Raw genomic sequence first — 25,255 nt, forward strand, 5'->3', positions numbered from 1 at the left:
CCCTCGGGCGGCGCCGGCTCGCTCTCGGGAGCGCCCGGGGCCGCACGCGCACGCCGCGCCGCCGCGGCCTCTCGTCCGGAAGGTCCGGGGGTGTTCCGCCCTGGCTGTCGCGGCCCGTCGCGGTCCGAGGGATCGCCCGGCGATTGTCCTAGTATGCGAAGAATTCAACGATCTTCGGAGGTTGTGCATGTCCGTACGCGGCCCGGAGCTCACCGAGCACGGCCCCGGTCTCGAGGAGCGCGGCCCCGGGCCGGTACACGTCACCCTGTCGGTCAACGGAACCGAGCGGCATCTGCACGTCGAACCACGCGTCAGCCTGCTCGACGCCCTGCGCGAGCACCTGGCGCTGACCGGCTCCAAGAAAGGCTGCGACCAGGGCGCCTGCGGCGCCTGCACCGTATGGGTCGACGGGCGGCGGGTGCTGGCCTGTCTCACGCTCGCCCTGGCCTGCGAGGGCCACGAGGTCACGACCGTCGAGGGGCTCTCCGCCGACGGCGAACTGCACGCCATGCAGAAGGCGTTCATCTCCGAGGACGCTTTGCAGTGCGGCTACTGCACCCCGGGCCAGATCATGTCCGCCGTCGCACTGCTGGCGGAAGGCCACACCGCCGACGGCGAGATCGGCGAGTGGATGAGCGGCAACCTGTGCCGCTGCGCCGCGTACCCCAACATCCGCGCCGCCGTCCGCGCCGTCCGCGACGGGTCCTGACCGGAAGGCCCCGATCGCCGAACCAGGCCGCCGGGCCGTGCGGGTCCTCCCGGAAGACTCGGCCGACGGCTCCTCGACACGACGCCTCAGAAAGGGAGTACGTCCCGTGCGGCCCATCACCTACTCCCGCGCCGACGACACCGCCGGCGCGGTCACGACCGTCAGCGCCGACCCGACGAGCGACTACCTCGCCGGCGGCACCACCCAGATCGACCTCCTGCGCCGGAACGTCCTCACCCCCCGCCGGCTCGTCGACATCACCGGCCTGCCGCTCACGGGCGTCGAGGAGGCTCCGGACGGCGGCCTGCGCATCGGCGCGCTGGCCCGCATGAGCGAGGTCGCCGCCTCCTCCCTCGTACGGGAGCGCTTCCCCGCCGTCGCCGAAGCCCTCGAAGCCGGAGCGTCGCCGCAGCTGCGCCACATGGCGACCATGGGCGGCAATCTGATGCAGCGGGTGCGCTGCCCGTACTTCCGGGACGCCGTCTCCCCCTGCAACAAGAGGGACCCCGGCACGGGCTGCTCCGCCGTGGAGGGCTTCAGCAGGGGCCACGCGGTGCTCGGCACCAGCGCGCACTGCATCGCCGCCCACCCCTCTGACGTGGCGGTCGCCCTCGCGGCTCTCGACGCGCGCGTCCACACCCTCGGCCGGCGCGGCGAACAGGCCTACGGCATCGACGACTTCTTCCTGACGCCCGCGCACACCCCCCACCGCGAGCATCCGCTGGAGCACGGCGAGCTGATCACCGCGATCGAGCTGCCCTCCGCCCCCGTCGCCCGCCGCTCCGTCTACCTCAAGGTCCGCGACCGGGCCAGCTACGAGTTCGCACTCGCCTCCGCCGCCGGCGCCCTCTCGCTGGTGGACGGCACGATCGCGGACGTGCGGCTCGCGCTCGGCGGCGTCGCCACCAAGCCCTGGCGCGCACACCGCGCGGAGGGCGTGCTGCTCGGAGCCCCCGCGACCCGCGACGCGTTCGCCGAGGCCGCGCGCGTGGAGCTGGCGGACGCACACCCGACCCGCGACAACGCCTTCAAGGTCGACCTCGCGCAGCGCGTGGCCGTCCGCGTCCTGGAGACCCTCACGGCGAACGGGAGAACGTCATGACGACGGCGATCGGACAGCCCCTCACCCGCGTCGACGGACGCCCCAAGGTCACCGGAGCGGCGCGCTACCCCACCGAGTTCCCCGTGCCCGGCATGGCCCACGCGTGCCTCGTGGGCGCCCGTGTCGCCAGCGGGCGCGTCCTCTCGGTCGACGCTTCGGCCGCCTGGGAGGAGCCGGGCGTACTGGCTGTCCTCACGCACGAGAACCTGCCGAGGATCGCGGGACAGCCGCCCCTCGTGCCGTCCCTCTTCGGGGGTCCCGCCCCCGGCGAGACGTTCTTCCCGATGCAGGACGACGTCGTGCACTACGGGGGCCAGCACATCGCCCTCGTCGTCGCCGACACCCACGAACGCGCGCAGCACACGGCCTCGCTGCTGCGGATCGGGTACGAGGAGTCGGAGCCGCTCACCACCATCGAGCAGGGGCGCGACCAGGCGTACGAGCCGGAGGCGATCTTCGGCGGCTTCCTTCCCGCCCGCAACTCGCGCGGCGACGTCGCCGCGGGTCTCGCCGAGGCGTCCGTGCGCGTGGAGGGGACGTACAGGTTCGCCGCCAACAACCACAATCCGCTGGAGACTTCGGGCACCACCGCGGTCTGGGACGGCGACGAGCTGCTCCTCCACGACGGCACCCAGGGCGTCACCGCCACCCAGCTCACCGTGGCGGCCCTCCTCGGCGTCCCGCTGTCGAAGGTCCGCGTCGTGAGCCCGTACGTGGGCGGCAGCTTCGGCTGCAAGGCGATGGTCTGGCACCACCCGGCGCTCGCCGCCATGGCTGCCCGCGCCGTCGGACGCCCCGTCAAACTCGCCCTCACCCGCGAGCAGATGTTCACCTCCTGCGGCCACCGCGAGGAGCAGGAGCAGCACATCGCGCTCGGCGCCACCGAGGACGGCAAGCTCACGGCGCTCAGCCACCACAAGCTCTCCCCCACCTCGCCCTTCGACGACTGGGCGGAGCCTTCGCTTCAGACGGCGGCGCAGATGTACGCCTGCCCGAACTACGAGGGCTCCTACCGGCTCTTCCGCGCCAACACCATGACGCCCACGTTCATGCGCGGCCCCGGCGACTCCTCCGGCATGTTCGCCCTGGAGTGCGCGATGGACGAGCTGGCCTGCCGCCTCGGCATCGACCCGGTGGAGCTGCGGCTGCGCAACCTCGCGTCCGCCGACCCCGCCTCGGGGCGTCCCTGGTCGAGCAACGGCATCGAGGAGTGCTTCGAGCGCGGGGCCGCGCGCTTCGGCTGGTACGACCGGGACCCCGAGCCGCGGGTCCGGCGGGAGGGCGCCTGGCTCATCGGTACGGGCATGGCCGCCGCCGGCTATCCGGCACCGCCGCCCGGCACGCCGCAGCGGGCGAGGGCACGCATCTACGCGGACGGCAGCGTCGTCGTACAGGCCGCGACCCCCGAGTTCGGCACCGGCGTCGCCACCGCGATGGCGCAGGTCGCTGCCGACGCCCTGGGGGTGCCCGTCTCACGCTGCCGGTTCGAGAAGGGCGACACCGACTTCCCCGGCATCGCCGCCGCCGTGGGTTCCGCGGGCGCGGGCATGATCAGCGCCGCCGTCCACACGGCGGCGACGGCCCTGCGCGAGCAGCTCGTCGGCGAGGCCGTCGCGGACCCGGGGTCGCCCCTGCACGGAGCGGACCCCTCCCAAGTGGCCGTCCACGACGGCGCGATGACGGCCGGCCGCGCCTCCGAGCCCTACACGGACCTGCTGCGCCGCAACCACCGTCCGGACGCCGAGGCCTCGGGGACGTGGGACCCGCCCGGCATGGACGCGCCGTACGCGACGGCCACCTTCGGGGCACAGTTCGCGGAGGTCGCGGTGGACCCGGAGCTCGGACTGGTACGGGTGCGCCGCATGACCGGCGCCTTCGCACCGGGACGCGTCCTCAACGCCAGGACGGCGCGCAGCCAGCTCATGAGCGGCATGCTCTGGGGTCTCGGCCAGGCCCTCCTGGAGGCCAACCACATGGAGCCCGGAACGGGCCGCTGGGTCAACGCGAGCCTCGCCGACTACCTGGTGGCGGTGAACGCGGACGCGCCGGACGTCGCGGTGGAACTCGTCGAGGTCGAGGACCGGGAGGTCAATCCGCTGGGCGTCAAGGGCGTCGGCGAGATCGGGCAGGTGGGGGCCAACGCGGCCATCGCCAACGCCGTCCACCACGCGACGGGCAGGCGCGTCCGCAAGATGCCGGTCACCGTCGAGGACCTCATGGAGTCGCCGCTCGCGTGATCCGCCGGGGCGGCAGCGTCCGAACCGGGCACTACCGCCCCCGGCGGATCACATTCCGCTTTGCAGTCTTCAGCATTGCTACTCGCAAACGCGAAGCCCGCTTATCGTTTCCGGCACTTTCGATCTTCACATACGTGTTCTGATTGGTATTGACAACTGAAAGCTCGGAACCGGCCGGAAGTCGTCACTTATAAAACGGACATAAAGCTGTATCCGCCCTCAGTCGGGCAACACCGGGGGCGGCACGGGCATTGACCGCTTCATTCAGAATATGAAAACGTACAGGGGCGCTGGGCTACTGACCTGTGAGCCTCGACGGGGGACTTTACAAATGAGTACTCGTATTGTTATCGGCGATGAGAGACGTCTGTTTTCGGAAGCTATCGCTGAAACACTCCGGCACCTCCACGACTTCGATGTCGTAGAGATCGTCAATGACAGCCGGGAAATAGTCCCCGCCGTCGTGCGTTTACTCCCCGCGGTCGCCGTTCTCGGCTCGGTCTCCTCCAGCGGCGACGGACTCTCCCTCGCGGACGAACTGCGGGCCGTCGCCCCCCAGTGCGGTATCGCCGTCATCGGCACCGATCCGGGCAGGGGCACCATGGAGAAAGTCCCGTCGAACGGCGTTTTCAGCGTCGTTCCGGACAATGCGGGACTGACCCATCTGGTGCGTGCCATAAAGGGCCTCGTCTCCGACTGCGCCGGCATCGACCAGACCGTCATCCGGCAGCCCTCGCCCGCGCGGCAGTCCCTCAGTGACAGGGAGCGCGAGGTACTGCGTCTGACGGCGGACGGAGCACCCGTCAGGGAGATCGCCGCGGAGCTTTTCCTCTCCCCCGGCACCGTCCGCAATCTCACCTCCAGCGCGATCAAGAAGCTGGGCGGCCGCAACCGTTTCGACGCCGCCTGCATCGCGAGCAAACGCGGCTGGCTCTGAACTTCCGGGTGGCCCGGCCGTGCCGCTTCCCGGCCGGGCCACCCGGATTCCAACTGCGGATACTTCGGACGCTCTTGACATCCCGCGTCACGCCGACATTACTGTTCCTCTGCACCACCGTCGGACAACGATGTCAAACTCGGGAGAGGGTCACGTGCGGCAGCGCAGCCGAAGACTCAGGGGTCCGGTGAGGCCCACGGCCCTTCTCACAGCGGCACTCCTCGTGTTCGCCGCGCTCGCGACGAGCGCTCAGGGCCCCGCCGCCGCCGCACCCCCGGAGCCGGGCGCGTCCGACAGCTTCCACTCCTCCTTCGAGCCGGACGATCCGCGCCCCGACTGGCGCGACAGCGTCGAGACCACCCCCGCCGGCGAGAAGAAGACCAACGGCGTCGAGCGCGAGTCCGAACCCGGCACGGAGGGGATGAGCAGCCGCACCGGCACCGGCCCCGCAGAATCCCCCACCGCGAAGAAGGACGCGGGATACACCGGCAGGCACTCGCTGCGCTACGCGGGCAGGCACACCGCGGACGGCCCCGGCTACTCCTACAACCGCGTCTTCGACGTGGACGTCCGCGTCACACCGCGCACCTCGCTCTCGTACAAGCTCTTCCCGGAGCTGCCCGGGACCGATCCGGACTATCCGGCCACCCACGCCGCCCTCGACCTCGCCTTCACCGACGGCACCTACCTGAGCGACCTCGGCGCGAAGGACCAGCACGGCGCGAAGCTGACGCCGCAGGGCCAGGCGGAGGCCAGGACGCTGTACGCGAACCAGTGGAACAACCGCGAGTCGCACATCGGCGCCGTCGCCGCGGGCAAGACGGTCGACCGGATCCTGGTGGCGTACGACTCCCCGAAGGGCGAGGCCGACTTCCGGGGCTGGGTCGACGACGTCTCCCTCGCGGCGAAGGCGCCCGTCGAGAAGCTCACCCACCCGTCCGACTACGTGCGGACCACGCGCGGCACTCTCTCCAGCGGCGACTTCTCCCGCGGAAACACCTTTCCCGCCACCGCAGTTCCCGGCGGCTTCAACTTCTGGACGCCGGTGACCGACGCCGGGTCCACGGACTGGCTCTACGAGTACGCGCGCAAGAACAACGAGGACAACAGGCCGACCCTGCAGGCGTTCAGCGCCAGCCACCAGCCGAGCCCCTGGATGGGCGACCGGCAGACGTTCCAGGTCATGCCTTCGACGGCCGCCGGCAGGCCCGACGCGTCCCGGAAGGCACGCGAGCTGTCCTTCAGCCACGACAACGAGACGGCGCGGCCGCACCACTACGGCGTCACCTTCGACAACGGCCTCAGGACGGACGTCACGCCGACCGACCATGCCGCGATGATGCGGTTCGAGTTCCCCGGTGACGACGCGAGCCTCGTCTTCGACAACGTCGACGGCCGCGGCGGACTGACCCTCGACGAGGAGAAGGGGACCGTCAGCGGCTTCTCCGACGTCAAGAGCAAGTCGTCGACCGGCGCCACCCGCATGTTCGTGTACGCCGAGTTCGACTCCGCCGTCACCGGCGGCGGCAGGCTGGAGGGCGGGGGCGGCAAGGACGTCACGGGCTATCTGCGCTTCGACCCCGGCGCGGACCGCACCGTCACCATGCGTATCGCGACGTCGCTGATCGGCGTCGAGCAGGCGAAGGCGAACCTGGCGCGGGAGATACCGTCCGGCGACTCGTTCTCGCGGACGCGGGACCGCGCGCAGCGCCAATGGGACGAGCTGCTGGGGCGCATCGAGGTCGAGGGTGCCGGCCCGGACCAGCTCACCACTCTCTACTCCAGCCTGTACCGCCTCTACCTCTACCCCAACTCCGGTTCGGAGCGGGTCGGTTCGCGGCTCCGCTACGCCAGCCCGTTCTCGAAGCCGACGGGTGAGGACACCCCGACGCACACCGGCTCGAAGATCGTCGACGGCGGGATGTACGTCAACAACGGTTTCTGGGACACGTATCGCACGACGTGGCCGGCGTACTCCCTGCTCACACCGCGCCGTGCGGGACGGATGGCCGACGGCTTCGTCCAGCAGTACAAGGACGGCGGATGGATCTCCCGGTGGTCCTCGCCCGGCTACGCGGACCTGATGACCGGCACCTCCTCCGACGTGGCGTTCGCCGACGCGTACGCCAAGGGGGTCGAGTTCGACGCCGAGGCGGCGTACGAGGCGGCCGTGAAGAACGCCACCGTCGTCCCGCCGGAGTCCGGAATGGGACGCAAGGGCATGGCGACCTCGCCTTTCCTCGGCTATACGAGCACCGGGACGAAGGAGGGCATGTCCTGGGCGCTGGAGGGATATCTCAACGACTTCGGCATCGCCCGCATGGCCGGGACCCTGTACGAGAAGACCCGCAAAGCGCGCTACAAGGCCGAATCGGAGTACTTCCTCGGCCGGGCCCGCAATTACGTGAAGCATTTCGACGACAATGTCGGCTTCTTCCAGGGCAGGGACGCCGACGGCGAATGGCGCCTTCCGCCCGGAAAGTTCGATCCGCGCGTGTGGGGCCACGACTACACCGAGACCAACGCGTGGAGCTTCGCGTTCACCGCTCCCCAGGACACCAAGGGCCTCGCCAACCTCTACGGCGGCAGAAAGGGGCTGGCGAAGAAGCTGGACACCTACTTCTCCACCCCCGAGACCGCGTCCAAGGAATTCGCCGGGTCGTACGGGGACGTCATCCACGAGATGACGGAGGCGCGCGACGTGCGCATGGGCATGTACGGGCACAGCAACCAGCCCTCGCACCACGCCGCGTACACCTACGACGCCGCGGGGCAGCCCTGGAAGACGCAGCAGAAGGTCCGGGACGTCCTCGCGCGCCTCTACCTGGGCAGCGAGATCGGGCAGGGCTACCCGGGCGACGAGGACAACGGCGAGATGTCGGCGTGGTACGTCTTCAGCGCACTGGGCTTCTACCCGCTCGTGATGGGCTCTCCGGAGTACGCCGTCGGCTCCCCCCTGTTCACCAGGGCCACGGTGCACCTGGAGAACGGCCGGGACCTGGTGGTGAAGGCTCCGCGCAACAGCCCCCGCAACGTCTACGTGCAGGGGCTGCGGGTCAACGGCAAGGCATGGCACTCCACTTCGCTGCCGCACAAGCTGCTGGCCCGCGGCGGGACGCTGGAGTTCGACATGGGGCCCGAGCCCTCCAGGTGGGGCACCGGCGAGAAGAACGCCCCGTCCTCCATCACGAAGGACGGCAAGGTCCCCTCGCCGCCGGGCGACGTGACGGTACCGGGCAAGGACGACCCTCTCCTCGACGACACCTCGGAGAGCCAGAAGGCGTTCTCCCGGGCGGAGTTCGAGGTCCGGCCGGGGCAGCGGGACGAGCGGGTCGCCTCGTACACGCTCACGTCGGGGACCGACAGGAAGGACGCACCACGCGGCTGGGTCCTGGAGGGCTCCCGCGACGGCAAGGAGTGGAAGACGGTCGACCGCCGGAAGGACGAGACGTTCCGCTGGGACCGCCAGACCCGGGTGTTCGAGATCGCCGACCCGGGGACGTACCGGCACTACAGGCTCGTACCGTCCCGCGAAGTGACGCTCTCCGAAGTCGAGTTGCTGCGCTGAGGGCGCGCGGGGCCGGCACGGCGCCGGCCCCGCAGCACCCCCACGCATGCGGGACCGGGCCGTCCCCCCTCGCCCGCGCGCCCTGGTGCGGCTCCCGGCCGCTCGTCGGAGACCCGCGGGCGCGCTTCCGCCTCCCCCCGGATGTACCGGTGCGGCAGTGCACCGCCGTGCAACTGCCCGAGGTCGCGGCTTCGTTGATGGTCTTCGCAGCGGCGGAGAAGTGCGATGCTTTCAACTGAGGCTGAAACGTGCGCCGTTGACCGGACTGCTGCCGTGTGCGCCGCGGCGGGCGGACTGTCCGGCGGAAGCGCCAGGAGGCAACATGCTGCGGTTGCACTTCACGGTCGAGGATCTGCTGCTCGTCTCCACCGCCGAGGAGCCCTCGCCCCTTCTCGAGACCTGCCTGGCCTTCATGATGCTGCGGCGGGCCGACCCCCGCGCCGGCCTCGGACGCTGGCAGCAGCGGCACAGGGCGTCGCTGCCCCGGCACGTACGTGCGCTGCGGGAACTGCTCTCCGACAGCGGGGCCGGGCCGCACTTCCTCGATCCGCCCGGGTTCGGCATCGAGGACGGCGTCGAGCGGATCATGTCCACTCCCCGCGAGACCGCCCGCTCCGAGCTGCGCCGCATGTGCGCCGTCGACCGCCCCGTCACCTCGTGGCTGCGCCGGCTGGCCGACAAGGAGCAGACCGCGTGGGAGGAGCTGGCCGAGGCGGTGCGCGGCGCCCACGACCATCTGGTCACCCCGGCCTGGCCGCGGCTGGAGGCCGGGTTCCGCACGGAGATCGCCTGGCGCAGCCGCCGCCTCGTCCACCAGGGCCTCCGGGAGACCCTGACGGGCCTCGCCCCCGGGCTGCGCTGGCGGGGCGCGACGCTGGAGGCCGACTACCCGCGGGAGGTGGAGGTCCACCTCGGAGGGAGGGGGCTCGTCCTGCAGCCGAGCCTGTTCTGGACGGGCCGGCCGCTGGTCGCCTGCCACGAGGGGCAGCCGACCGTCCTCGTCTACCCGGCGCTCACGCCGGTCCCCCTTCTCGACGCCCCCACGGGCCGCGACCACCTGGCGGCCCTGCTCGGCTCGACCCGCGCAGCCGTACTCCGCCTGCTGACCAGGCAGTTCACCACCACGGAGGCCGCCCGCGAGCTGGGGATCAGCACGGCCTCCGCCTCGACCCACGCGAAAGCGCTGCGTGAGGCCGGGCTCGTCACCAGCCTCCGCGACGGCAAGGCCGTACTGCACTGGTGCACGCCCCTGGGCCTGGACCTCGTCGCGCACTCGGCGTCACAGCTCTGAGCCGTGGGCCGGCGGGCTGCGGGCGCGGGCCTGTGGCTGCGCCCCCTCACCACGGCGTCCCCGGCAGCCCCGGTCCCCCGGTCGGCCCAGCGTGCGGGTGAGCCGGCGGGCAGCGGTGTGCGGCGGCCGTCCAGCGGTCGCGGGAATCGGCGGCCCGGCAGGCATGCAAACACCGCCTGACGGGGACCCGGCCCCGCATGACGACGCCGGGCCTGCCTCAGTCAATCCGCGCCTGCCTGTTCGACCTCGACGGGGTGATCACCAGGACGGCCGTGGTCCACGCCGCCGCGTGGAGGGAGATGTTCGACGACTTCCTGGAGCGGCGCGAGGGCAGCGCCTTCCGTCCCTTCTCCGACGAGGACTACGACCGCTACGTCGACGGCCGTCCCCGTGCCGACGGCGTCCGCACCTTCCTCGCCTCCCGCGGCATCGAGCTGCCCGAGGGCCCGCCGGACGACGGCCCCGGCGAGGAGACCGTCAACGGGCTTGGCAACCGCAAGAACGAACTGCTCCTGGCCAAGATCCACAAGGAGGGCGTCGAGGCGTATCCCGGCTCTCTCCGGTACCTGGGCACTGTGCGTGACGCCGGTCTGAAGACGGCCGTCGTCTCCTCCAGCGCCAACTGCCGCGACATCCTCGCCGCCGTCCACATCGAGAACATGTTCGATGCGCGGATCGACGGCGTGGTCGCCCGCGAGCGCGGACTGCCGGGCAAACCCGCCCCCGACACCTTCCTCGCCGCCGCCCACGACCTCGGCGAGGCCCCGGCCGCCTGCGCCGTCTTCGAGGACGCGCAGGCCGGGATGGACGCGGGCCGCGCGGGCCGCTTCGGCTACGTCGTCGGCGTGGACCGCGTCGGGCAGGCCGAGGCGCTGCGGGCCCACGGCGCCGACACGGTCGTCGAAGACCTCGCCGAGCTGGAGGGACGCTCATGATCAGGCACCGGGCGTACGCCTGCGAACCCTGGCTGCTGCGCGAGACGGGGCTCAACCTGGACGTGCTGCCGCAGAGCGAGTCCGTGTTCGCGCTCTCCAACGGCCACGTCGGCTGGCGCGGGAACCTCGACGAAGGCGAGCCGCACGGGCTGCCCGGCTCGTACCTCAACGGCGTGCACGAACTGCACCCGCTGCCGTACGCGGAGGCGGGCTACGGCTATCCGGAGTCCGGCCAGACCGTCATCAACGTCACCAACGGCAAGATCATCCGCCTGCTCGTCGACGACGAGCCCTTCGACGTCCGCTACGGGCGGCTGCTCTCCCACGAGCGCGTGCTCGACCTCCGCAACGGGGTGCTGAGCCGCACCTGCGAATGGACCTCCCCGGCGGGGAGGACCGTGCGGGTGCACTCCACGCGCCTGGTCTCCTTCACGCAGCGCGCCATCGCCGCCGTCGCCTACGAGGTGGAGCCGCTGGACGAGGAGGTGCGCGTCGTCATCCAGTCCGAGCTCGTCACCAACGAGCAGCTCCCCCACACGCCCGGCGATCCGCGCACCGCCGCCGCCCTGGAGTCGCCGCTGGAGCCGGAGGAGAACCTCGCGTCGGGACACCGGCTGCGCCTCGTGCACTCCACCCGCCGCAGCGGGCTGCGGGTCGCGACGGCCGCCGACCACTTCGTCGACGGGCCCGATTCCACTCGCACTTCGAGCGAGAGCGGGGACAACGTCAGCCGCCTGACGGTCACTTCGGTCCTTAAGCCGGGAAAGCCGCTGAGGCTGGAGAAGATGGTCTCCTACGGCTGGTCCAGCGTCCGCTCGCTTCCGGCGGTCCGCGACCAGGTCGACGCCGCCCTCGCGGGTGCGCGCAGCACGGGCTGGCAGGGCCTCGCCGATCAGCAGCGTGCCTACCTCGACGAGTTCTGGGCACGTTCGGACGTCGAGGTGGACGGTGACGCGGAGATCCAGCAGGCGGTGCGCTTCGGCCTCTTCCACGTGCTCCAGGCCGGCGCCCGTGCCGAGCAGAGGGCGATCCCGGCGAAGGGGCTGACCGGGTCCGGCTACGACGGCCACTCCTTCTGGGACACCGAGACGTTCGTGCTCTCCCTGCTGACCTACACCTCGCCCCAGTCGGTGGCCGAGGCGCTGCGGTGGCGGTACGACACGCTGCCCGCCGCCCGTGCCCGCGCTGAGCAACTGGGCCTGCGCGGCGCCGTGTTCCCGTGGCGGACGATCGACGGCTCGGAGTGCTCGGCGTACTGGCCCGCCGGGACGGCCGCGTTCCACGTCAACGCCGACATCGCCGACGCCGTGGTCCGCTACGTCGAGGCGACCGGCGACGAGGACTTCCAGCGGGAGACGGGCGTGCCGATCCTGGTGGAGACCGCACGCCTGTGGCACTCCCTCGGACACCACGACCACCAGGGCGCGTTCCACTTCGACGGGGTCACCGGGCCGGACGAGTACAGCGCCGTCGCGGACGACAACGTCTACACCAACCTGATGGCGCGGGAGAACCTGCGGCAGGCCGCGAACGTCATCGAGCGGCATCCGGAGGAGGCGGCGGCCTTCGGTGTCGACGACGAGGAGGCGGCCGCGTGGCGCGACGCCGCCGACGCCGTGGCGCTGCCCTTCAACGAGGACCTGGGCGTGCACGAGCAGTCGGCCGGCTTCACCGGGCACCAGGTGTGGGACTTCGCGGGGACGGCGCCGGACCAGTATCCGCTGATGCTGAACTTCCCGTACTTCGACCTGTACCGCAAGCAGGTCGTCAAGCAGGCCGACCTCGTCCTCGCCATGTGCAAGCACGGCGAGATGTTCGACGCCGACCAGAAGGCCCGCAACTTCGAGTACTACGAGCAGCTCACCGTCAGGGACTCCTCCCTGTCGGCGTGCTGGCAGGCGGTGATGGCGGCCGAGGTCGGTCATCTGCGGCTGGCGTACGACTACTTGGGCGAAGCGGCGCTCATGGACCTCGCCGACCTGGAGAACAACACCCGCGACGGACTGCACATCGCCTCGCTCGCGGGCACGTGGATCGCGCTGGTCCAGGGCTTCGGCGGCATGCGCCATTACGAGGGCCTCCTCGAGTTCGCGCCGAAGCTGCCGGAGCGGCTCTCCCGGCTCGCCTTCTCGGTGCAGGTCAAGGGCCGGCGGCTGCGGGTGGAGATCGAGGACTCCGCCGCGGTGTACACGCTCGTGCAGGGCTCACCCATGGAGGTGTGCCACTACGGCGAGCGCTTCACCGTGATCTGCGACGAACCGCGCCGGCGGAAGGTAGAGCGGCCGGAGCGCCGTCCGGGGCCGTCCCAGCCTCCGGGACGGCGGCCCGCCAGCAGGCACTGACGGGCCGCCGCGAGTGAGGTTCGGCATGACGAGGCAGTCCGCCGTCCCGGCCACGGCGCCCCCGGCGTCCGCCCCGGGCAGCGGCCCGTCGTCCGGGTCAACTCACCGTAGGGAGACGGCAGTTCGGGCAGTTCCGCCTCGGAGGCCGGCCGCACGGTGACGTCCATGCGCCGAGCCTATGCCGACGCGAGCCGAGCCGATGCGGACGCGGACGCGGACGCGGCATTCCCCGCCGGGTGCCGCTGCCGGTAGAGCCCGTGCGGCTGCTCTTCTGCCCGGCGGGCCGTCCTCACGGCTTCATCCGGCCCCACGGCGTCCGGGTGACGGCGGACCCGGCGATCAGCAGCAGAACCAGGATCGCCGCACCGCCGTCGGTGACCAGAGAGGGCAGCATCCCGGCGACCCCGAAACGCTCCCGTGCCGCGGTGTACATCTCCGGCGGCACCACCGCCACCCCGGCCGCCTGCGTCACGTTGACCAGCAGCACCACCCAGAACAGCCAGGCGGAGGGCCGGCGCCGCAGTGCCAGCACGCCCAGCGCGTTTCCGGCGATGTAGAGGCACCCGACGATCCGGAACCCGGCTACGAAGTCCGGCGCTCGTCCGGCCGCGGATTCGGGCGCCGTCCCTGCCAGCACCATCATGTGGCGCACTGTCTCGTCGTTGACGATGACGAAGTTCTGGAGCGCGGTCCCCAGCGCGAAGACCACCGACGCCAGCCCCGTCAGAATCAGCAACGGCGAAGTCCACCGCCCCGGGCGGGTAACGCTCCGTGCGGACCGGGATCCGTGTACCGACAACAGAACCTCCGAGAACCAGCGGATTCGGCCGCCATCATCCGCCGCAGGCCCCGGCCGACGGATCCGGGATCGGCCCTGAACCGGCCATGAACCGACCCCTGACCGACCCTGATCTCCCACCCCGAGTCCGCCGGGGGATCGCCGAACGGCTGCGGTTCCGCGGGCAGTTACGGAGGACCGGCCCGACCGTAGGCCCCGTGCCCGAGGCGACACCACGGTTCGACCCCCAGTAGTTGTGCCGCCTGACACGAATCCCCCGACAAGAGCGGTCCGGCCCGCTAGTAATGTCATGCACATCGATTCCCCGGCGGGAAGCGGGCCCGCCCTGCCGGTGAGCGGCGAACGCTGCGGGACCGCCGTACCGGGCAGCGCCCGGAGCCCCGCAGCAGCACCCCCCTTGACAACGGACTTGACCCTGCAGGGAGATGCACGATGCGTAGCGGACCGAGGAGATGGGCGAGGGCATGCCTGCCCCTGTCGATGCTGGCCCTCGCGGCCTGCGGCAGCGGGGAGCCCCAGAGCTCGCCCACTCCGGAGGTGGGGAGCGCCACCTCCATCGACGGCGAACTCGGGGATTCCGCCGGCGCACGTTCCGGTGAGGACCCGTCCGGCGTGAGCCGCGACGGCACGGACACGCGCGGGGACGGCGACATCGGGGAGTCGGCCGGTGCCGCGGCCTCGGGCGGGCAGGCCGGACAGGGCGAGGAAGGCGCGGCGGTCTGGCCCGTGGACGACGTCGTCGGCGCCGTGCCGCGGTCCGCGCCGTCCGGGCAGGGCAAGGGCGCCGTGTCGGTGGTGACCTACGACGCCCGTCCGGCCGGCGAGTACGCGGACGCGGTACGGGACGCCGCCGCCTCGTGGAACGACCGGGTGCGCAACGTCCGGCTGCGGCCCGCCTCCGACGGCGCGAAGGCGGACATCCGCATCACCGTCGTCAAGGGATGGCCGGGTGCCGATCCGGCGGGGGCGAACCTGGGACGCGGCACCGTCGAGATCGGCCGCGAGGCCCTCCGGCAGGGATACGCACCGGCACGGGTCGTGGCACACGAACTGGGCCATCTGCTGGGACTGGAGGACAAGCAGCCCGGTTCCTGCTCGAGCGTGATGTCCGGCAAGTCGCCGGGCACGCGCTGCACCAACTCGGCCCCCAGCGGCGCGGAGGTCCGTCAGGTCGAGGCGAACTTCGGCGCCGACGGCTGAGCCGGCGCGGCCTCCGCCGCACAACGGCGCTCCCCGTGCGGAGCGCCCACCGCCTCAGGAGCCGCCCGGCGTACGGGACGGACCGCCCCCGGCGGTGTCTCGGGCCCCGCCGGGCGGCGGGGCCTGCGGGCTCCAGACCATCGTCCGCTGGTGCACGCGCTTCCCTTGGTGCCGTAGGCCGGGGACGACGGGCGCCGGGCCGTACTCGGCGAAGCCCATCCGCCGGAAGAACCGCACCGCCCGGTCGTTCTCGGCGACGGTCTGCAGGTGGCATCCGGGCGAGCCGGCCTCCCGCAGCCGCTCGAACCAGCGGTTCATCAGGCCGTCGGCGGCGCCCGTGCCTCGCGCCGCGGACGCCACGTTGATGTGCAGGTGCGCGGGCCACCGGTCGTCGACGAAGTCCCCCGCGACGGGCTCCCGCCTGATCGCCGCACGCGCCAGATCGGCCGTGCTCCGTACGAAGAAGGCCGCGGGGCGGCGCCGGAAGACCAGCCTGTGCTTGCGGATGGCCTCCGCCATGAGGTGGCTCTGGCCGGGGAACGACGAGGTGTCGAGGCAACCCGCCAGATAGCCCACCAGTTCGCCGTCGACCTCGGCCACGAAGAGCGAGTCCGGTACCAGATCCATGTACGGGGCGAGGTAGATCGCCGCTTCCGACTCCTCGTGCCCCCAGAGCGAGGCGGTCGGGGCGCCCTCGCCGGCCCGGCTGAAGAGCTCGCGCAGCGCCGGCCGGTCGGCCTCCGCGAAAGCACGGATCTCCGTCACGTTGCGACCATCTCCGGCCTCCACCTGTCGGATCAGCTCATTTTGGCACGTCCGGAGGCGCCGCAGAGCCGCTGCCGGGTTCCGCGGACGGCCGGGGCTGGCGCTCCGCCGTCCGGCATGGCTATAGTTTTGGACGTACGACCAAGACGGTTGCCCAAGTCAGACGTCCAAGTCAGATGTCCAAGGCAGTTGTCCAAGACGGATGCCCAAGCCGTCCTTCGCCGTGGACGACTGCCCGATGAGTCCGCCCGGATCAGCGGCTCCGCGACACGTCCCGACGTGTCCCGGGAGCGCCCCGGCGGGCGGACGCCCGAAGTCAAGTAGGAGTGGAGATGACCCCGACCTCGTCGGAACGCGGCCAGGAGACCCGGCAGCGTCTGCTCGACGCCGCCGCGCAGCTCATCGTGGAGGACGGCTGGGGCGCGGTGACGACGCGGCGCGCGGCCGACCGGGCGGGGCTGCGGCCGGGGCTGGTGCACTACCACTTCCGCACCGTGGAGGACCTGCTCGTGGAAGCCTCGCTGGCCGCCGCACGGCGCGAGGCCGGCTCGGCGGCGGAGCTGCTTGCCTCGGCGGGCGATCCGGAAGAGGGCGTCACGCAGGTGCTGGAGATGCTGTCGTCCTACTCCGCTGCCGACCCCTCGACGGTCCTCTTCAGCGAGATGCTGCTCGCCTCGACCCGCGTCGAGCGGCTGCGCGGAGAGCTGGCGGAGCTGCTGGGCGAATGGCGCGGGGCCGTCGCCGACTGGCTCGCCTCCGTCAGCGCCGCGTCCGGCGGTGAGGCCTCAGCCGGGGAGCCCGGCAGTGAAGCCTCAGCCGGGGAGCCCGGCAGTGAAGCCTCAGCCGGGGAGCCCGGCGGAGCGTCCGCCGCCCGCGAGGACCACGAGGCGACGGCGCTCCTGCTCGGCGCCGCACTCGACGGGCTCGTACTGCACCGGCTGATCGACCCCGCACTCGCGCGGATTCCCGTGACCGACCAGCTGGCCCGGCTCGCCGGCGCCCGCGGCGGAACCGGTCGCCGCTGACGTCCCCGCCGCGGCCAGGACGGCCGCGCGGTGCCGCGACGCCCGGCCCGCGCACCGCACGCACACCCATTCCGAGGAGGTACCCGTGGCACGTACGAGCGCCACCGGCGGCGACGCCGCCGTGGACCGCGCCGGCACTGCCGGAGAAGGCTCCCGACCCGGCGCACCGCCGGCGGCCCGCGGAGGCGTCCGGCTTCGCGGCGTGACGAAGACCTACGGGGACGGCGAAGCAGCCGTCCGCGCCCTCGACGGGGTCGATCTGGACGTCGGGCCGGGCGAGTTGGTCGTCGTGCTGGGCCCGAGCGGCTCGGGCAAGACGACGCTGCTGAACGTGCTCGGCGGGATCGAGGCACCTGACGGCGGCTCGGCCGAGGTGGCGGGGGTGGAGCTGGCGGGGCGCCGCCCACGCGGGCTCGCCGGCTTCCGGCGTGAACACATCGGGTTCGTCTTCCAGTTCTTCAACCTCGTGCCCACCCTCACGGCCCGGGAGAACGTCGAGGTCATGGTCGAGCTGACCGGCCGCGGCGAACGGCGTGAGGCCGTCGCGCTGCTGGAGTCCGTGGGGCTCGGCGAGCGGCTCGACGCCTTTCCCGCGCAGCTCTCCGGCGGTCAGCAGCAGCGCGTCGCGATAGCCCGGGCCCTCGCCACCGACCCCGATCTGCTCCTCGCCGACGAACCGACGGGAGCGCTCGACGTGGCGACGGGGAAGTCGGTCCTGCGGCTGCTCCAGCGGACCAACCGGGAGGGAAGGGGCGTGCTGATGGTGACGCACAACGCCGCGATCGCGCGGATCGCCCACCGCGTCGTGACGATGCGGGACGGCCGGGTGGAATCCGTCGCGACGTGCGACGCCCCCGCCGACGTCGCCGCAGTGGAGTGGTGAGCCGCCGTGAACCGGATCCTTCTGGACAAGACCCGGCGTGATCTGCGGCGCCGGCTGCCGCAGTTCGCCGCGGTCGGCGTGACCGTGCTGATCGGCGTCCTCCTCTTCGTCTCCAGCTACGACGCCTACCGCAACCTCGGCTCCAGCTACGAACACACCTACTCCCGCATGCACTTCGCCGACCTGACGGCCTCCGGCGGCGACCCGGCGCGAGTGGCCGCGGCCGCCCGGGCGGAGCGCGGGGTCACGGAGGTGGCCACCCGCACCCAGGCGCGCGTGCCCGTGCGCTTCGGGAAGGACGAACTGCTGGGCCGCGTAACGGGGTTGCCGGCAGGCGCACAACCCACCGTGAACAAGGTCGACGTGACCGAGGGGCACTATCCGAAGCGCGGCGACAGCCGGGGCGTGCTGGTCGAGCGCCACACCGCCAAGACGTTCGGTCTCGCTCCCGGCGACACCGCGAAAATCTTCGACGGGAAGCGCTGGCGCGCGGTGACCGTACGGGGCGTGGCGGACTCGCCCGAGTACCTCTGGCCGGCCCTGAGCCGTCAGCAAGTGGTCGGCGACCCGCACAACTTCGCGGTGGTCTTCGCACCCCAATCCTCCCTGCGGCGCCTCACCGGCAGCGCCCCCGCGACGAGTCAGACGCTGGTGCGCCTGTCCGACGGAGCCCGTGACGACGGGGGCGCGGCCGAGGAGCGCGTCGCCGGGCGGATGCGCGCCGCCGGTGCCACGGAGGTGCAGCCGCGCTCGGAACACCCCTCCCATTCGGCTCTCGACGGAGATCTCAAGGGGTTCTCCCAACTCTCCGTCGCGTTCCCGGTGTTGTTCCTCTCCGCGGCCGCCGTCGCCGCGTACGTCCTGATCACCCGGCTGGTGCTCTCCGAACGGAAGGTGATCGCCATGTTCCTCGCCGCCGGGGTGCCGCGTGCCACGGTGGCGCGCCACTACCTCGGCCACGGCGTACTCGCGGGGGCGGCCGGCTCCGTGCTGGGAGCCGTACTGGGCGCCGCGGCGACACCGGCGATGACGCACGCCTACACCGCGGAGATCGGGATCCCCTACACGCTCGTCGAGCACCGTCCGGCCGTGCTGGCGGCGGGTGCGCTCTTCGGAGTGCTCGTCGGGCTGGTGGGCGGCGCGGCCCCGGCATGGGCCACGACGAGGACCGCGCCGGCCGAGGCCCTGCGCGGCGACGGCGGCACGATGCGCCCGCCCGGGCGGTGGAGCGGGGCGCTGGCGCGGGCCCGGCGGCTGCCGCTGACGCTGCGGCTGTCCCTGCGTGAGCTGGGCCGCAGCAGGCGCCGCACCGTCGCGACGATGGTGGGCAGCGTGCTGGCCCTGGTGCTGGTGCTCACCTCGGCGGGCATGGCGGGCAGCATGAAGGCGGCGACGGACGTGCAGTTCGGCGAGGTGCAGCGCGAGGACGCCACCGTCACCGCCGACCCGCGCGCCCGGGACCCGCGGCCCGCGCTGCGCGGCATCGACGGGGTGGAGGCGGTCGAGGCCGTGGCGACGGCCCAGGTCACCGCCCGGAACGGGGACCGCTCGTACAGCACCGCGCTGACGGGCTACGACCCTCGCACGTCGATGCACGGCTTCCGCACCCCGGACGGCGGGGAGCGGCGGCTGCCCGGGGACGGCGCCGTACTGGCGGGCGAGGGCGCCGCCGAGCGGCTGGGCCTCTCCCCCGGCGACCACGTCACCCTGCGCGCCGCCGACGGCCGCGAGGAGCGGGTGCGGCTCGCGGGCCTCGTCGACGAACCGATGGGCTCGGCTCTGTACGCGACGCGGACGACCGCCGAGAAGGCGACGGGCACGCCCTCCGCCGGATACGCGCTGCGCTTCGCGAAGGGCGCGGACGCACCCGATCCGGACCGGGTACGCCGCGACGCCACAGCCGTCGAGGGCGTCGTCGCCTACGCCGACTCCCGGGCCGTGGCGCGGCAGATCGACCGCTACATGGCGCTGTTCTGGGTGTTCGTCGGGGTGATGATGCTGCTCGGCGGGGTGCTGGCCCTGACCGTCGTCTACGTGACGATGAGCGTCAACGTCGCGGAACGCACTGCCGAGTTGGCGACGCTGCGCGCCTCCGGCGTGTCCCTGCGCCGCATCGCCGCGCTGCTCGCCGCCGAGAATCTGACGGCGACCCTGCTGGCGCTGCCGGCGGGCCTCGCCGCCGGGTTCGCCGCGGCGTGGCAGTTCCTGCGCTCCTTCGACAGCGACATGCTGTCGCTGGAGCTGGAGATCGGGTGGCCCGTCGTGCTGGGGGCCTGCCTCGCGGTGGCGGGCGCTTCGCTGCTGTCGCAGATCCCGGCGGTACGGGTGGTGCGGCGGCTCGACATCGCCGGCGTCGTCCGCGAGCGGGCCGGCTGAGCCGGCTCCGGGGAACCTCTCCGCGTCCTTCGGGAACCCCCGGTGCTGTACGGGCAGTCGGCCGCGGACCTGGGGAACTCCCCTCCGTGCTCCGGGGAGTTCGCCGCGCCGCCGGGGGTCGTCCCGGGGGCGCGGCGCGAACTCGCCGGGCGCCGCGGCGGATCCGGGGCGCTGAGCCTGCTCGACGACCACCTCGGCTGCTTACCGTCGGGCGGCGGACCGAAGGGTCACGTCGGCGCTCCCGGGCGCGGACGATGTGACCCTTCTCTCCGGTGCGCCCCGCCGACGCCCGGTTGTCCGCTTCACCCCTAACAAGTTGACCTGCACAGATAGCGATTATTGCCATCCTGCGTCAACTGATGGGTCACTCAGGGCCGTTTTGGCCACCCGCGCCGGTGTGCTTACGGTCGCCACCGCTCGAACGTTCGCCACGAACCTGTGGCGGACACCGCGATCGTTAGGAACCTTCACGATGATGTTCTCCGGCAAGGGCCGTGACCGTGGGCCTGCAAGGGCCGCACGCCTCGCCGTCCTCACCGGTGTCGCCGGTGCCGCTGTCGCCCTCCCGATGGTGACCGCCCCCGGCGCGCAGGCTGCCTCCGTCGGCACCTGGGAGAAGGTCGCCGAGTGCGAGTCCAGCGGCGACTGGCAGGCCGACACGGGCAACGGCTACTACGGCGGCCTGCAGTTCTCCGAATCGAGCTGGAAGGCCGCGGGCGGTACGAAGTACGCGCCGCGTGCCGACCAGGCGAGCAAGGAACAGCAGATCGCCACGGCTGAGAAGCTGCTCGACCAGCAGGGTCCGGGCGCCTGGGCCTGCGCCGGCGAGGGCGGCCTGACCTCCGGCGGCGCTCCCGCCGACGTCGACCCCGGCGGCGGCTCCGGCACGGACTCCGAGGCGGACTCAGGCGGTTCGCAGCAGAGCGAGCCGGCACACGAGCCGCAGGGCGGCGAGGGCGACTACACCGTGAAGCCCGGCGACACGCTGGCTTCCATCGCGGCCGCCCACGACGTCGGCCTGAAGCAGCTCTACGAGGACAACAAGTCCGTCGTAGGCGGCGACGAGGACCTGATCCTTCCGGGTCAGAAGCTGCGGGTCGGCTGAGGCCGCCCCGCCCCGCGCAGCCCCGCGCTGCGCTCCGGTACGGCCGCAGCCCGCGCTCCCTCCCCCGAGAGCGCGGGCTGCGGCGCGTCCCCCCGCCGGCGGACCGTCCGCACCCTGCCGGACGGTCCGTGGCACCCCCCGTGCGTCCGGCCCGCGAAGGCCCACCCCCTGAGCCTCCGCGGAACCGGACGCCGCAACTGCGCCGACCCGGAAAGCAGCGCCGGACCGGACAGCCGGCCCGCACGCCGCCCCCGTACACCCCCGCCGGGCCGCGCACCCCCGTCACGCATCCGCCCCGCACACCGGTGCCGATGCCCTCACCCCCGTCGAGGGCATCGGCTCACCCCGTCCCACCAGCATGAAAGCTGGAAACCGAGGTGCGGTCGGCAGTCGGAGAAGGGGGAGCGCTACGGCTCCGTCCACTCTCCCGGCCTTCCCTCCCGGTTGCGGCGCACGGACATCGTGACACCCGGAGTCTCAAGTGCACATTGCCAGAACTCGGCAATCTTCAAGGGGAGTTGATGTCCGGACGGCGCATCGCCCGGACCGGGTTCCGGCACGTCCGCGCAGCCCAGCCGCCATGAAAGGCCGTGCATGCGGCGGACGGCGCGTGCAGCCCCAAGGCGGAGGATCGCCCTCGTCGTTGGGCTGTTCGCGACGACTACCGGCAAGGCGGGATGTGGGCGGACAGGGCCGGGGCGCGGCCGTCACAGCTCGTTCTCGGGCCACCCCAGAAGCCGCGCACCCATGACCGCCGCCTCCAGCGTGAAGCGCTGCAACGGTTCGCCCGGCGAGTAGCCCGTCAGCGTGCGGATGCGCTCCAGGCGGTAGGAGAGCGTGCGGACGCTCAGGCCCAGCCGCCGCGCCGCCTCGGCGTTGACGTAGCCCGCGGCCGCACAGACGGCGAGCGTCTCCAGCAGGGGCGCCGCACCGCCGCGGGCCTTCGTCAGCGGCCCCAGGACCGTCGCCACGAGGTCCGCCATCGCGGCACGGTCCCGCAGCAGCACCGGGAAGACGAGCAGCTCCGAAGCGCTCAGCCTGACCCCGTCCAGGCCCAGCCGGTCGGCCAGTTCGAGGGTCCCCAGCGCCTCCTCGTAGCTGCGCACCACACCACCCGCACCGGAGTGCTCGCGGCCCACCGCCACCCGCTCCGCCGCCGGATAGCCCGCGCCGGGGTGCTCGGCGAGCCGCCCGAAGTGGTCCAGGACGTCGCGGTCGTTGCTCGACGCGATGCACACCAGGCGGCCGTCCTTGGTGGCCAGCAGCACGTCCCGCGCGCCGAAGCGGCCGAGCAGCTCCCGCTCGATGCGCCGGACGGTGCGGTGCACGTCGTCGTACCTCTCGGCACCGGCCGCCACGGCCACCGCGTGGACGCCCGCCAGCCGGAGCCCGAAACGCTGCGCCTGCTCCGCCAGCCGCCCCATGTCGCTGCGCCCGTACAGCAGATCGTCGACGAACTCCCGCCGCTCGTTCTCCTCCTGGCGCATGGCGAGCCGCTGTGCACGCTCGTGCCCCTCGCCGAGCGCGCTCACCGCCGCCTCGACCGCGCCCAGGACCGCGTCGCCGGTCCTGGCCCGCTCCCCCGCCGTGCCCGCTCGGGCGACGCCCGGCAGCTCGCCCCACAGCCTCCGCGTCTCCCCCAGGTAGAGCCCGACGAGTTCGCGCAGGTGCATGCCGCACTCGGCCGCCCGCTCGCCCAGCGCACGGAAGCCGTCCAGCTCGTCGCGGCGCGGCAGCCGTCCCGTCTGCGACACCTCGGCCAGCAGCTCCGGGTAGCCGCCGACGAAGTCCTCGTCGTGGGCGTCGGCCCCGCCGGCGGACGCGGGTCCGCCGGCGGGGCCGCCCTCTCCGGGCCGGCCCGCCCATCCCCCGGACTCCGCGGCTGGTCTGCTGCAGGCCATCGCTCCCACTCCCCCCGCCCCGCCTCACTGCAAGGCGCCCGTATGTCTCTCCTGAGGTGCGCCACAGAGTATGCGAGCCGAGCGGGAGGCACGGATGACGAGGGCGGAAGGGGAGGGTACGGTGTCGGTACCACGTCAAGATCGATGTCGTGGCGGTGTGCCGGGAAGTCTGGTCGGCGGCGCTTGCGAGCGTCTTTGCCCCCTCCCGTCTTCGGAGACCCACAGATGCCGGACAGCTCCCGATCACGCACGGCCGCCCCTCTCTTCTCCCGCCCCCCGGCGCAGGAACGCCGCCGGCTCACCGAGGCCCTGCGCACCGAGACCGTGGGCGGCATGGTGCTGCTGGCCGCCGCGGTCGTCGCGCTGATCTGGGCGAACACACCGCTGAGCGCCTCCTACGAGGCCGTGCGCTCCTTCCATTTCGGGATCCCCGCGCTCGGCCTGGACCTGTCCGTGGAGCACTGGGCCTCCGACGGCGTCCTGACGCTCTTCTTCTTCGTCGCCGGCATCGAGCTGAAGCGGGAGCTCGTCACCGGCGAGCTGCGCAACCCGTCGGCCGCGGCGCTGCCCGTGGTCGCCGCCCTGTCCGGCATGGTGGTCCCCGCCGCCTTCTACCTCGCGACGAACCTGGCGGGCGGCGGGCGGCTGAGCGGCTGGGCGGTGCCGATGGCCACCGACATCGCCTTCGCGCTGGGTGTCCTGGCCGTCATCGGCACGCACCTTCCGGCCGGTATCAGGGCCTTCCTGCTGACCCTCGCCATCGTCGACGACCTGGGCGCCATCGTCGTCATCGCCCTCTTCTTCACCTCCACGCTCAACTGGGCGGCCCTGGCGGGCGCGCTGGCGGGGCTCGTGCTCTTCCGGATGCTGCACGTCAGGTGGCGGGTGCGCGGCTGGTACGTGTACGTGCCTCTGGCGCTCGTCATCTGGGGGCTCATGTACAACAGCGGCGTCCACGCCACCATCTCAGGTGTCGCCATGGGCATGCTGCTCAGCGTCCGTCCCCGCGAGCGCGGCCGCACGTCCGGCGGTGCCACGGCCGGGGACGCGGAGACCTCCGGCGACGGCAGTCCGCCGCCTTCGCCCGCCGACGAGGTCGAGCACCGGCTGCGTCCGCTGTCCGCCGGTTTCGCGGTGCCGTTCTTCGCTCTCTTCGCCGCCGGCGTCGCCGTCTCCGGTTCCGCGCTCGCCGACGTCTTCCGCGACCCGGAGCCCCTGGGCGTCGTGCTGGGGCTGTTCCTGGGCAAGCTCGTGGGCGTCTTCGGCGGCACGTACCTCGCCGCCCGCTTCACCAAGGCCCGGCTCGACCCGGCGCTGTCCTGGTCGGACGTGTTCGGCATATCGATGCTCGCGGGGATCGGCTTCACGGTCTCGCTGCTGATCGCGGAGCTCGCGTTCGAAGGGGAGGCGGTGACCGAGCACGTGAAGGCCGCCGTCCTCATCGGTTCGCTGCTCGCGGCCCTCGCGGCGTGCGTGCTGCTGAAGATGCGCGACGCGAAGTACCGGGCGCTGTGGGAGGAAGAGACCCGGGACGAGGACAAGGACACCGTCCCCGACATCGACCAGCCCGAAGACTCCGTGCGCCGACCGGCGGAGGCGGCCCGCAGGGCGGCCGAACGCGCACGCGAGGCGGCGGAGCGGGAGCGGGAGGCGGCGGAGGTGCAGGGCGGCGGCGCCGAGGACCGCGCGCCCGGCAGGCGGGACTCCGACGGCAAACACGGCAAACACGGCGATTACGGCGACGGGAGCCATGGAGCCGGCTAGGGCGTGTCTCAAAGTAGCGTCGTCCGGCCGTAGGCCGGGGGACGCGGCGTCTGGTGCGTGCGATCGCAAGGCGGAGGGTGGGGGCACCTCCCAGGCCGCGAGGCCGAGGGGGAGAGAGCGCAGCGGGCTGCGCCGACGACCGACAACGCAGCCAGCGTGCGTGCCAGGCACCGCGGCCCAGACGGGACTTTGAGACACGCCCTAGGTGTACTGACCCGTGAGGTTAGGAACGCGGCTGGCGGGTGGTAGGCCGCCGAGCGCGGTGTGCGCGCGGTGGTGATTGTAGGTGTGCAGCCAGTTGGGGAACGCTTCGCGT

General features: G+C 72.4%; 17 protein-coding genes and 1 pseudogene. 14 read left to right on the forward strand and 4 right to left on the reverse strand.

What is annotated here, in order from left to right:
- Positions 1-187: 187 nt before the first annotated feature.
- From H181DRAFT_RS07665 to H181DRAFT_RS07700, 8 genes are all read left to right on the forward strand, one after another.
- Entirely contained in the window at positions 188-709 is a 522-nt protein-coding gene (locus tag H181DRAFT_RS07665; protein WP_045863432.1) for a (2Fe-2S)-binding protein, read from the forward strand.
- 106 nt (positions 710-815) lie between these two features.
- Entirely contained in the window at positions 816-1,811 is a 996-nt protein-coding gene (locus H181DRAFT_RS07670; protein ID WP_045863433.1) for an FAD binding domain-containing protein, read from the forward strand.
- The gene (locus H181DRAFT_RS07675; protein ID WP_045863434.1) at positions 1,808-4,048 is read left to right on the forward strand and encodes a xanthine dehydrogenase family protein molybdopterin-binding subunit; all 2,241 of its coding nucleotides are present in this window, start codon (positions 1,808-1,810) and stop codon (positions 4,046-4,048) included. Before H181DRAFT_RS07670 ends, H181DRAFT_RS07675 begins: the two co-directional genes overlap by 4 nt.
- 463 nt (positions 4,049-4,511) lie before the next feature.
- Positions 4,512-4,985, forward strand: coding sequence for a helix-turn-helix transcriptional regulator (locus H181DRAFT_RS07680; protein ID WP_052708491.1), 474 nt, complete (start codon positions 4,512-4,514; stop codon positions 4,983-4,985).
- Positions 4,986-5,115: 130 nt separating this feature from the next.
- The gene (locus H181DRAFT_RS07685) at positions 5,116-8,553 is read left to right on the forward strand and encodes a GH92 family glycosyl hydrolase (RefSeq protein ID WP_078895560.1); all 3,438 of its coding nucleotides are present in this window, start codon (positions 5,116-5,118) and stop codon (positions 8,551-8,553) included.
- Positions 8,554-8,875: 322 nt separating this feature from the next.
- On the forward strand, positions 8,876-9,844 hold the full coding sequence (locus H181DRAFT_RS07690) for a winged helix-turn-helix domain-containing protein (RefSeq protein ID WP_045863437.1): 969 nt from the start codon (positions 8,876-8,878) through the stop codon (positions 9,842-9,844).
- Between the two features lie 197 nt (positions 9,845-10,041).
- Positions 10,042-10,779 (forward strand): HAD family hydrolase, encoded by a 738-nt coding sequence (locus tag H181DRAFT_RS07695; protein ID WP_045863438.1) that lies wholly within the window; start codon positions 10,042-10,044, stop codon positions 10,777-10,779.
- Entirely contained in the window at positions 10,776-13,121 is a 2,346-nt protein-coding gene (locus H181DRAFT_RS07700; protein ID WP_045863439.1) for a glycoside hydrolase family 65 protein, read from the forward strand. Before H181DRAFT_RS07695 ends, H181DRAFT_RS07700 begins: the two co-directional genes overlap by 4 nt.
- A 289-nt stretch (positions 13,122-13,410) precedes the next feature.
- Here the strand turns inward: H181DRAFT_RS07700 and H181DRAFT_RS07705 are convergent, their stop codons facing one another.
- On the reverse strand, positions 13,411-13,857 hold the full coding sequence (locus tag H181DRAFT_RS07705) for a hypothetical protein (protein WP_045863440.1): 447 nt from the start codon (positions 13,855-13,857) through the stop codon (positions 13,411-13,413).
- 495 nt (positions 13,858-14,352) lie between these two features.
- Between H181DRAFT_RS07705 and H181DRAFT_RS07710 the strand changes: the two genes are divergently transcribed.
- Entirely contained in the window at positions 14,353-15,120 is a 768-nt protein-coding gene (locus tag H181DRAFT_RS07710; protein ID WP_107068695.1) for a snapalysin family zinc-dependent metalloprotease, read from the forward strand.
- A gap of 54 nt (positions 15,121-15,174) precedes the next feature.
- On the opposite strand, the gene H181DRAFT_RS07715 is transcribed toward H181DRAFT_RS07710, so the two are convergent.
- Positions 15,175-15,885, reverse strand: coding sequence for a GNAT family N-acetyltransferase (locus tag H181DRAFT_RS07715; RefSeq protein WP_078895562.1), 711 nt, complete (start codon positions 15,883-15,885; stop codon positions 15,175-15,177).
- A 332-nt stretch (positions 15,886-16,217) separates the two neighbouring features.
- Here H181DRAFT_RS07715 and H181DRAFT_RS29645 point away from each other — a divergent pair, with 332 nt between their 5' ends.
- From H181DRAFT_RS29645 to H181DRAFT_RS07735, 4 genes are all read left to right on the forward strand, one after another.
- Positions 16,218-16,910, forward strand: a complete 693-nt coding sequence (locus H181DRAFT_RS29645) for a TetR/AcrR family transcriptional regulator (RefSeq protein WP_045863441.1) — start codon at positions 16,218-16,220, stop codon at positions 16,908-16,910.
- Between the two features lie 85 nt (positions 16,911-16,995).
- On the forward strand, positions 16,996-17,793 hold the full coding sequence (locus H181DRAFT_RS07725; RefSeq protein WP_254666741.1) for an ABC transporter ATP-binding protein: 798 nt from the start codon (positions 16,996-16,998) through the stop codon (positions 17,791-17,793).
- A 6-nt stretch (positions 17,794-17,799) separates the two neighbouring features.
- Positions 17,800-20,169: an FtsX-like permease family protein gene (locus tag H181DRAFT_RS07730; protein ID WP_045863442.1), complete on the forward strand. Its 2,370-nt coding sequence runs from the start codon at positions 17,800-17,802 to the stop codon at positions 20,167-20,169.
- Between the two features lie 472 nt (positions 20,170-20,641).
- Entirely contained in the window at positions 20,642-21,274 is a 633-nt protein-coding gene (locus tag H181DRAFT_RS07735) for a LysM peptidoglycan-binding domain-containing protein (RefSeq protein WP_045863443.1), read from the forward strand.
- Positions 21,275-21,981: 707 nt separating this feature from the next.
- Here H181DRAFT_RS07735 and H181DRAFT_RS07740 read toward each other — a convergent pair.
- Positions 21,982-23,175, reverse strand: coding sequence for a PucR family transcriptional regulator (locus H181DRAFT_RS07740; protein ID WP_078895563.1), 1,194 nt, complete (start codon positions 23,173-23,175; stop codon positions 21,982-21,984).
- 225 nt (positions 23,176-23,400) lie between these two features.
- Here H181DRAFT_RS07740 and nhaA point away from each other — a divergent pair, with 225 nt between their 5' ends.
- A complete protein-coding gene (nhaA, locus tag H181DRAFT_RS07745; RefSeq protein ID WP_078895564.1) occupies positions 23,401-24,939 on the forward strand; it encodes a Na+/H+ antiporter NhaA in 1,539 nt (512 codons plus the stop codon).
- A 201-nt stretch (positions 24,940-25,140) separates the two neighbouring features.
- Here the strand turns inward: nhaA and H181DRAFT_RS28725 are convergent.
- Positions 25,141-25,255, reverse strand: a pseudogene (locus H181DRAFT_RS28725) (IS481 family transposase); the annotation flags it as partial.

Origin of the sequence: Streptomyces sp. WMMB 714 (genome assembly GCF_900090125.1) — a bacterium.
GTDB classification, from domain to species: domain Bacteria; phylum Actinomycetota; class Actinomycetes; order Streptomycetales; family Streptomycetaceae; genus Streptomyces; species Streptomyces daqingensis.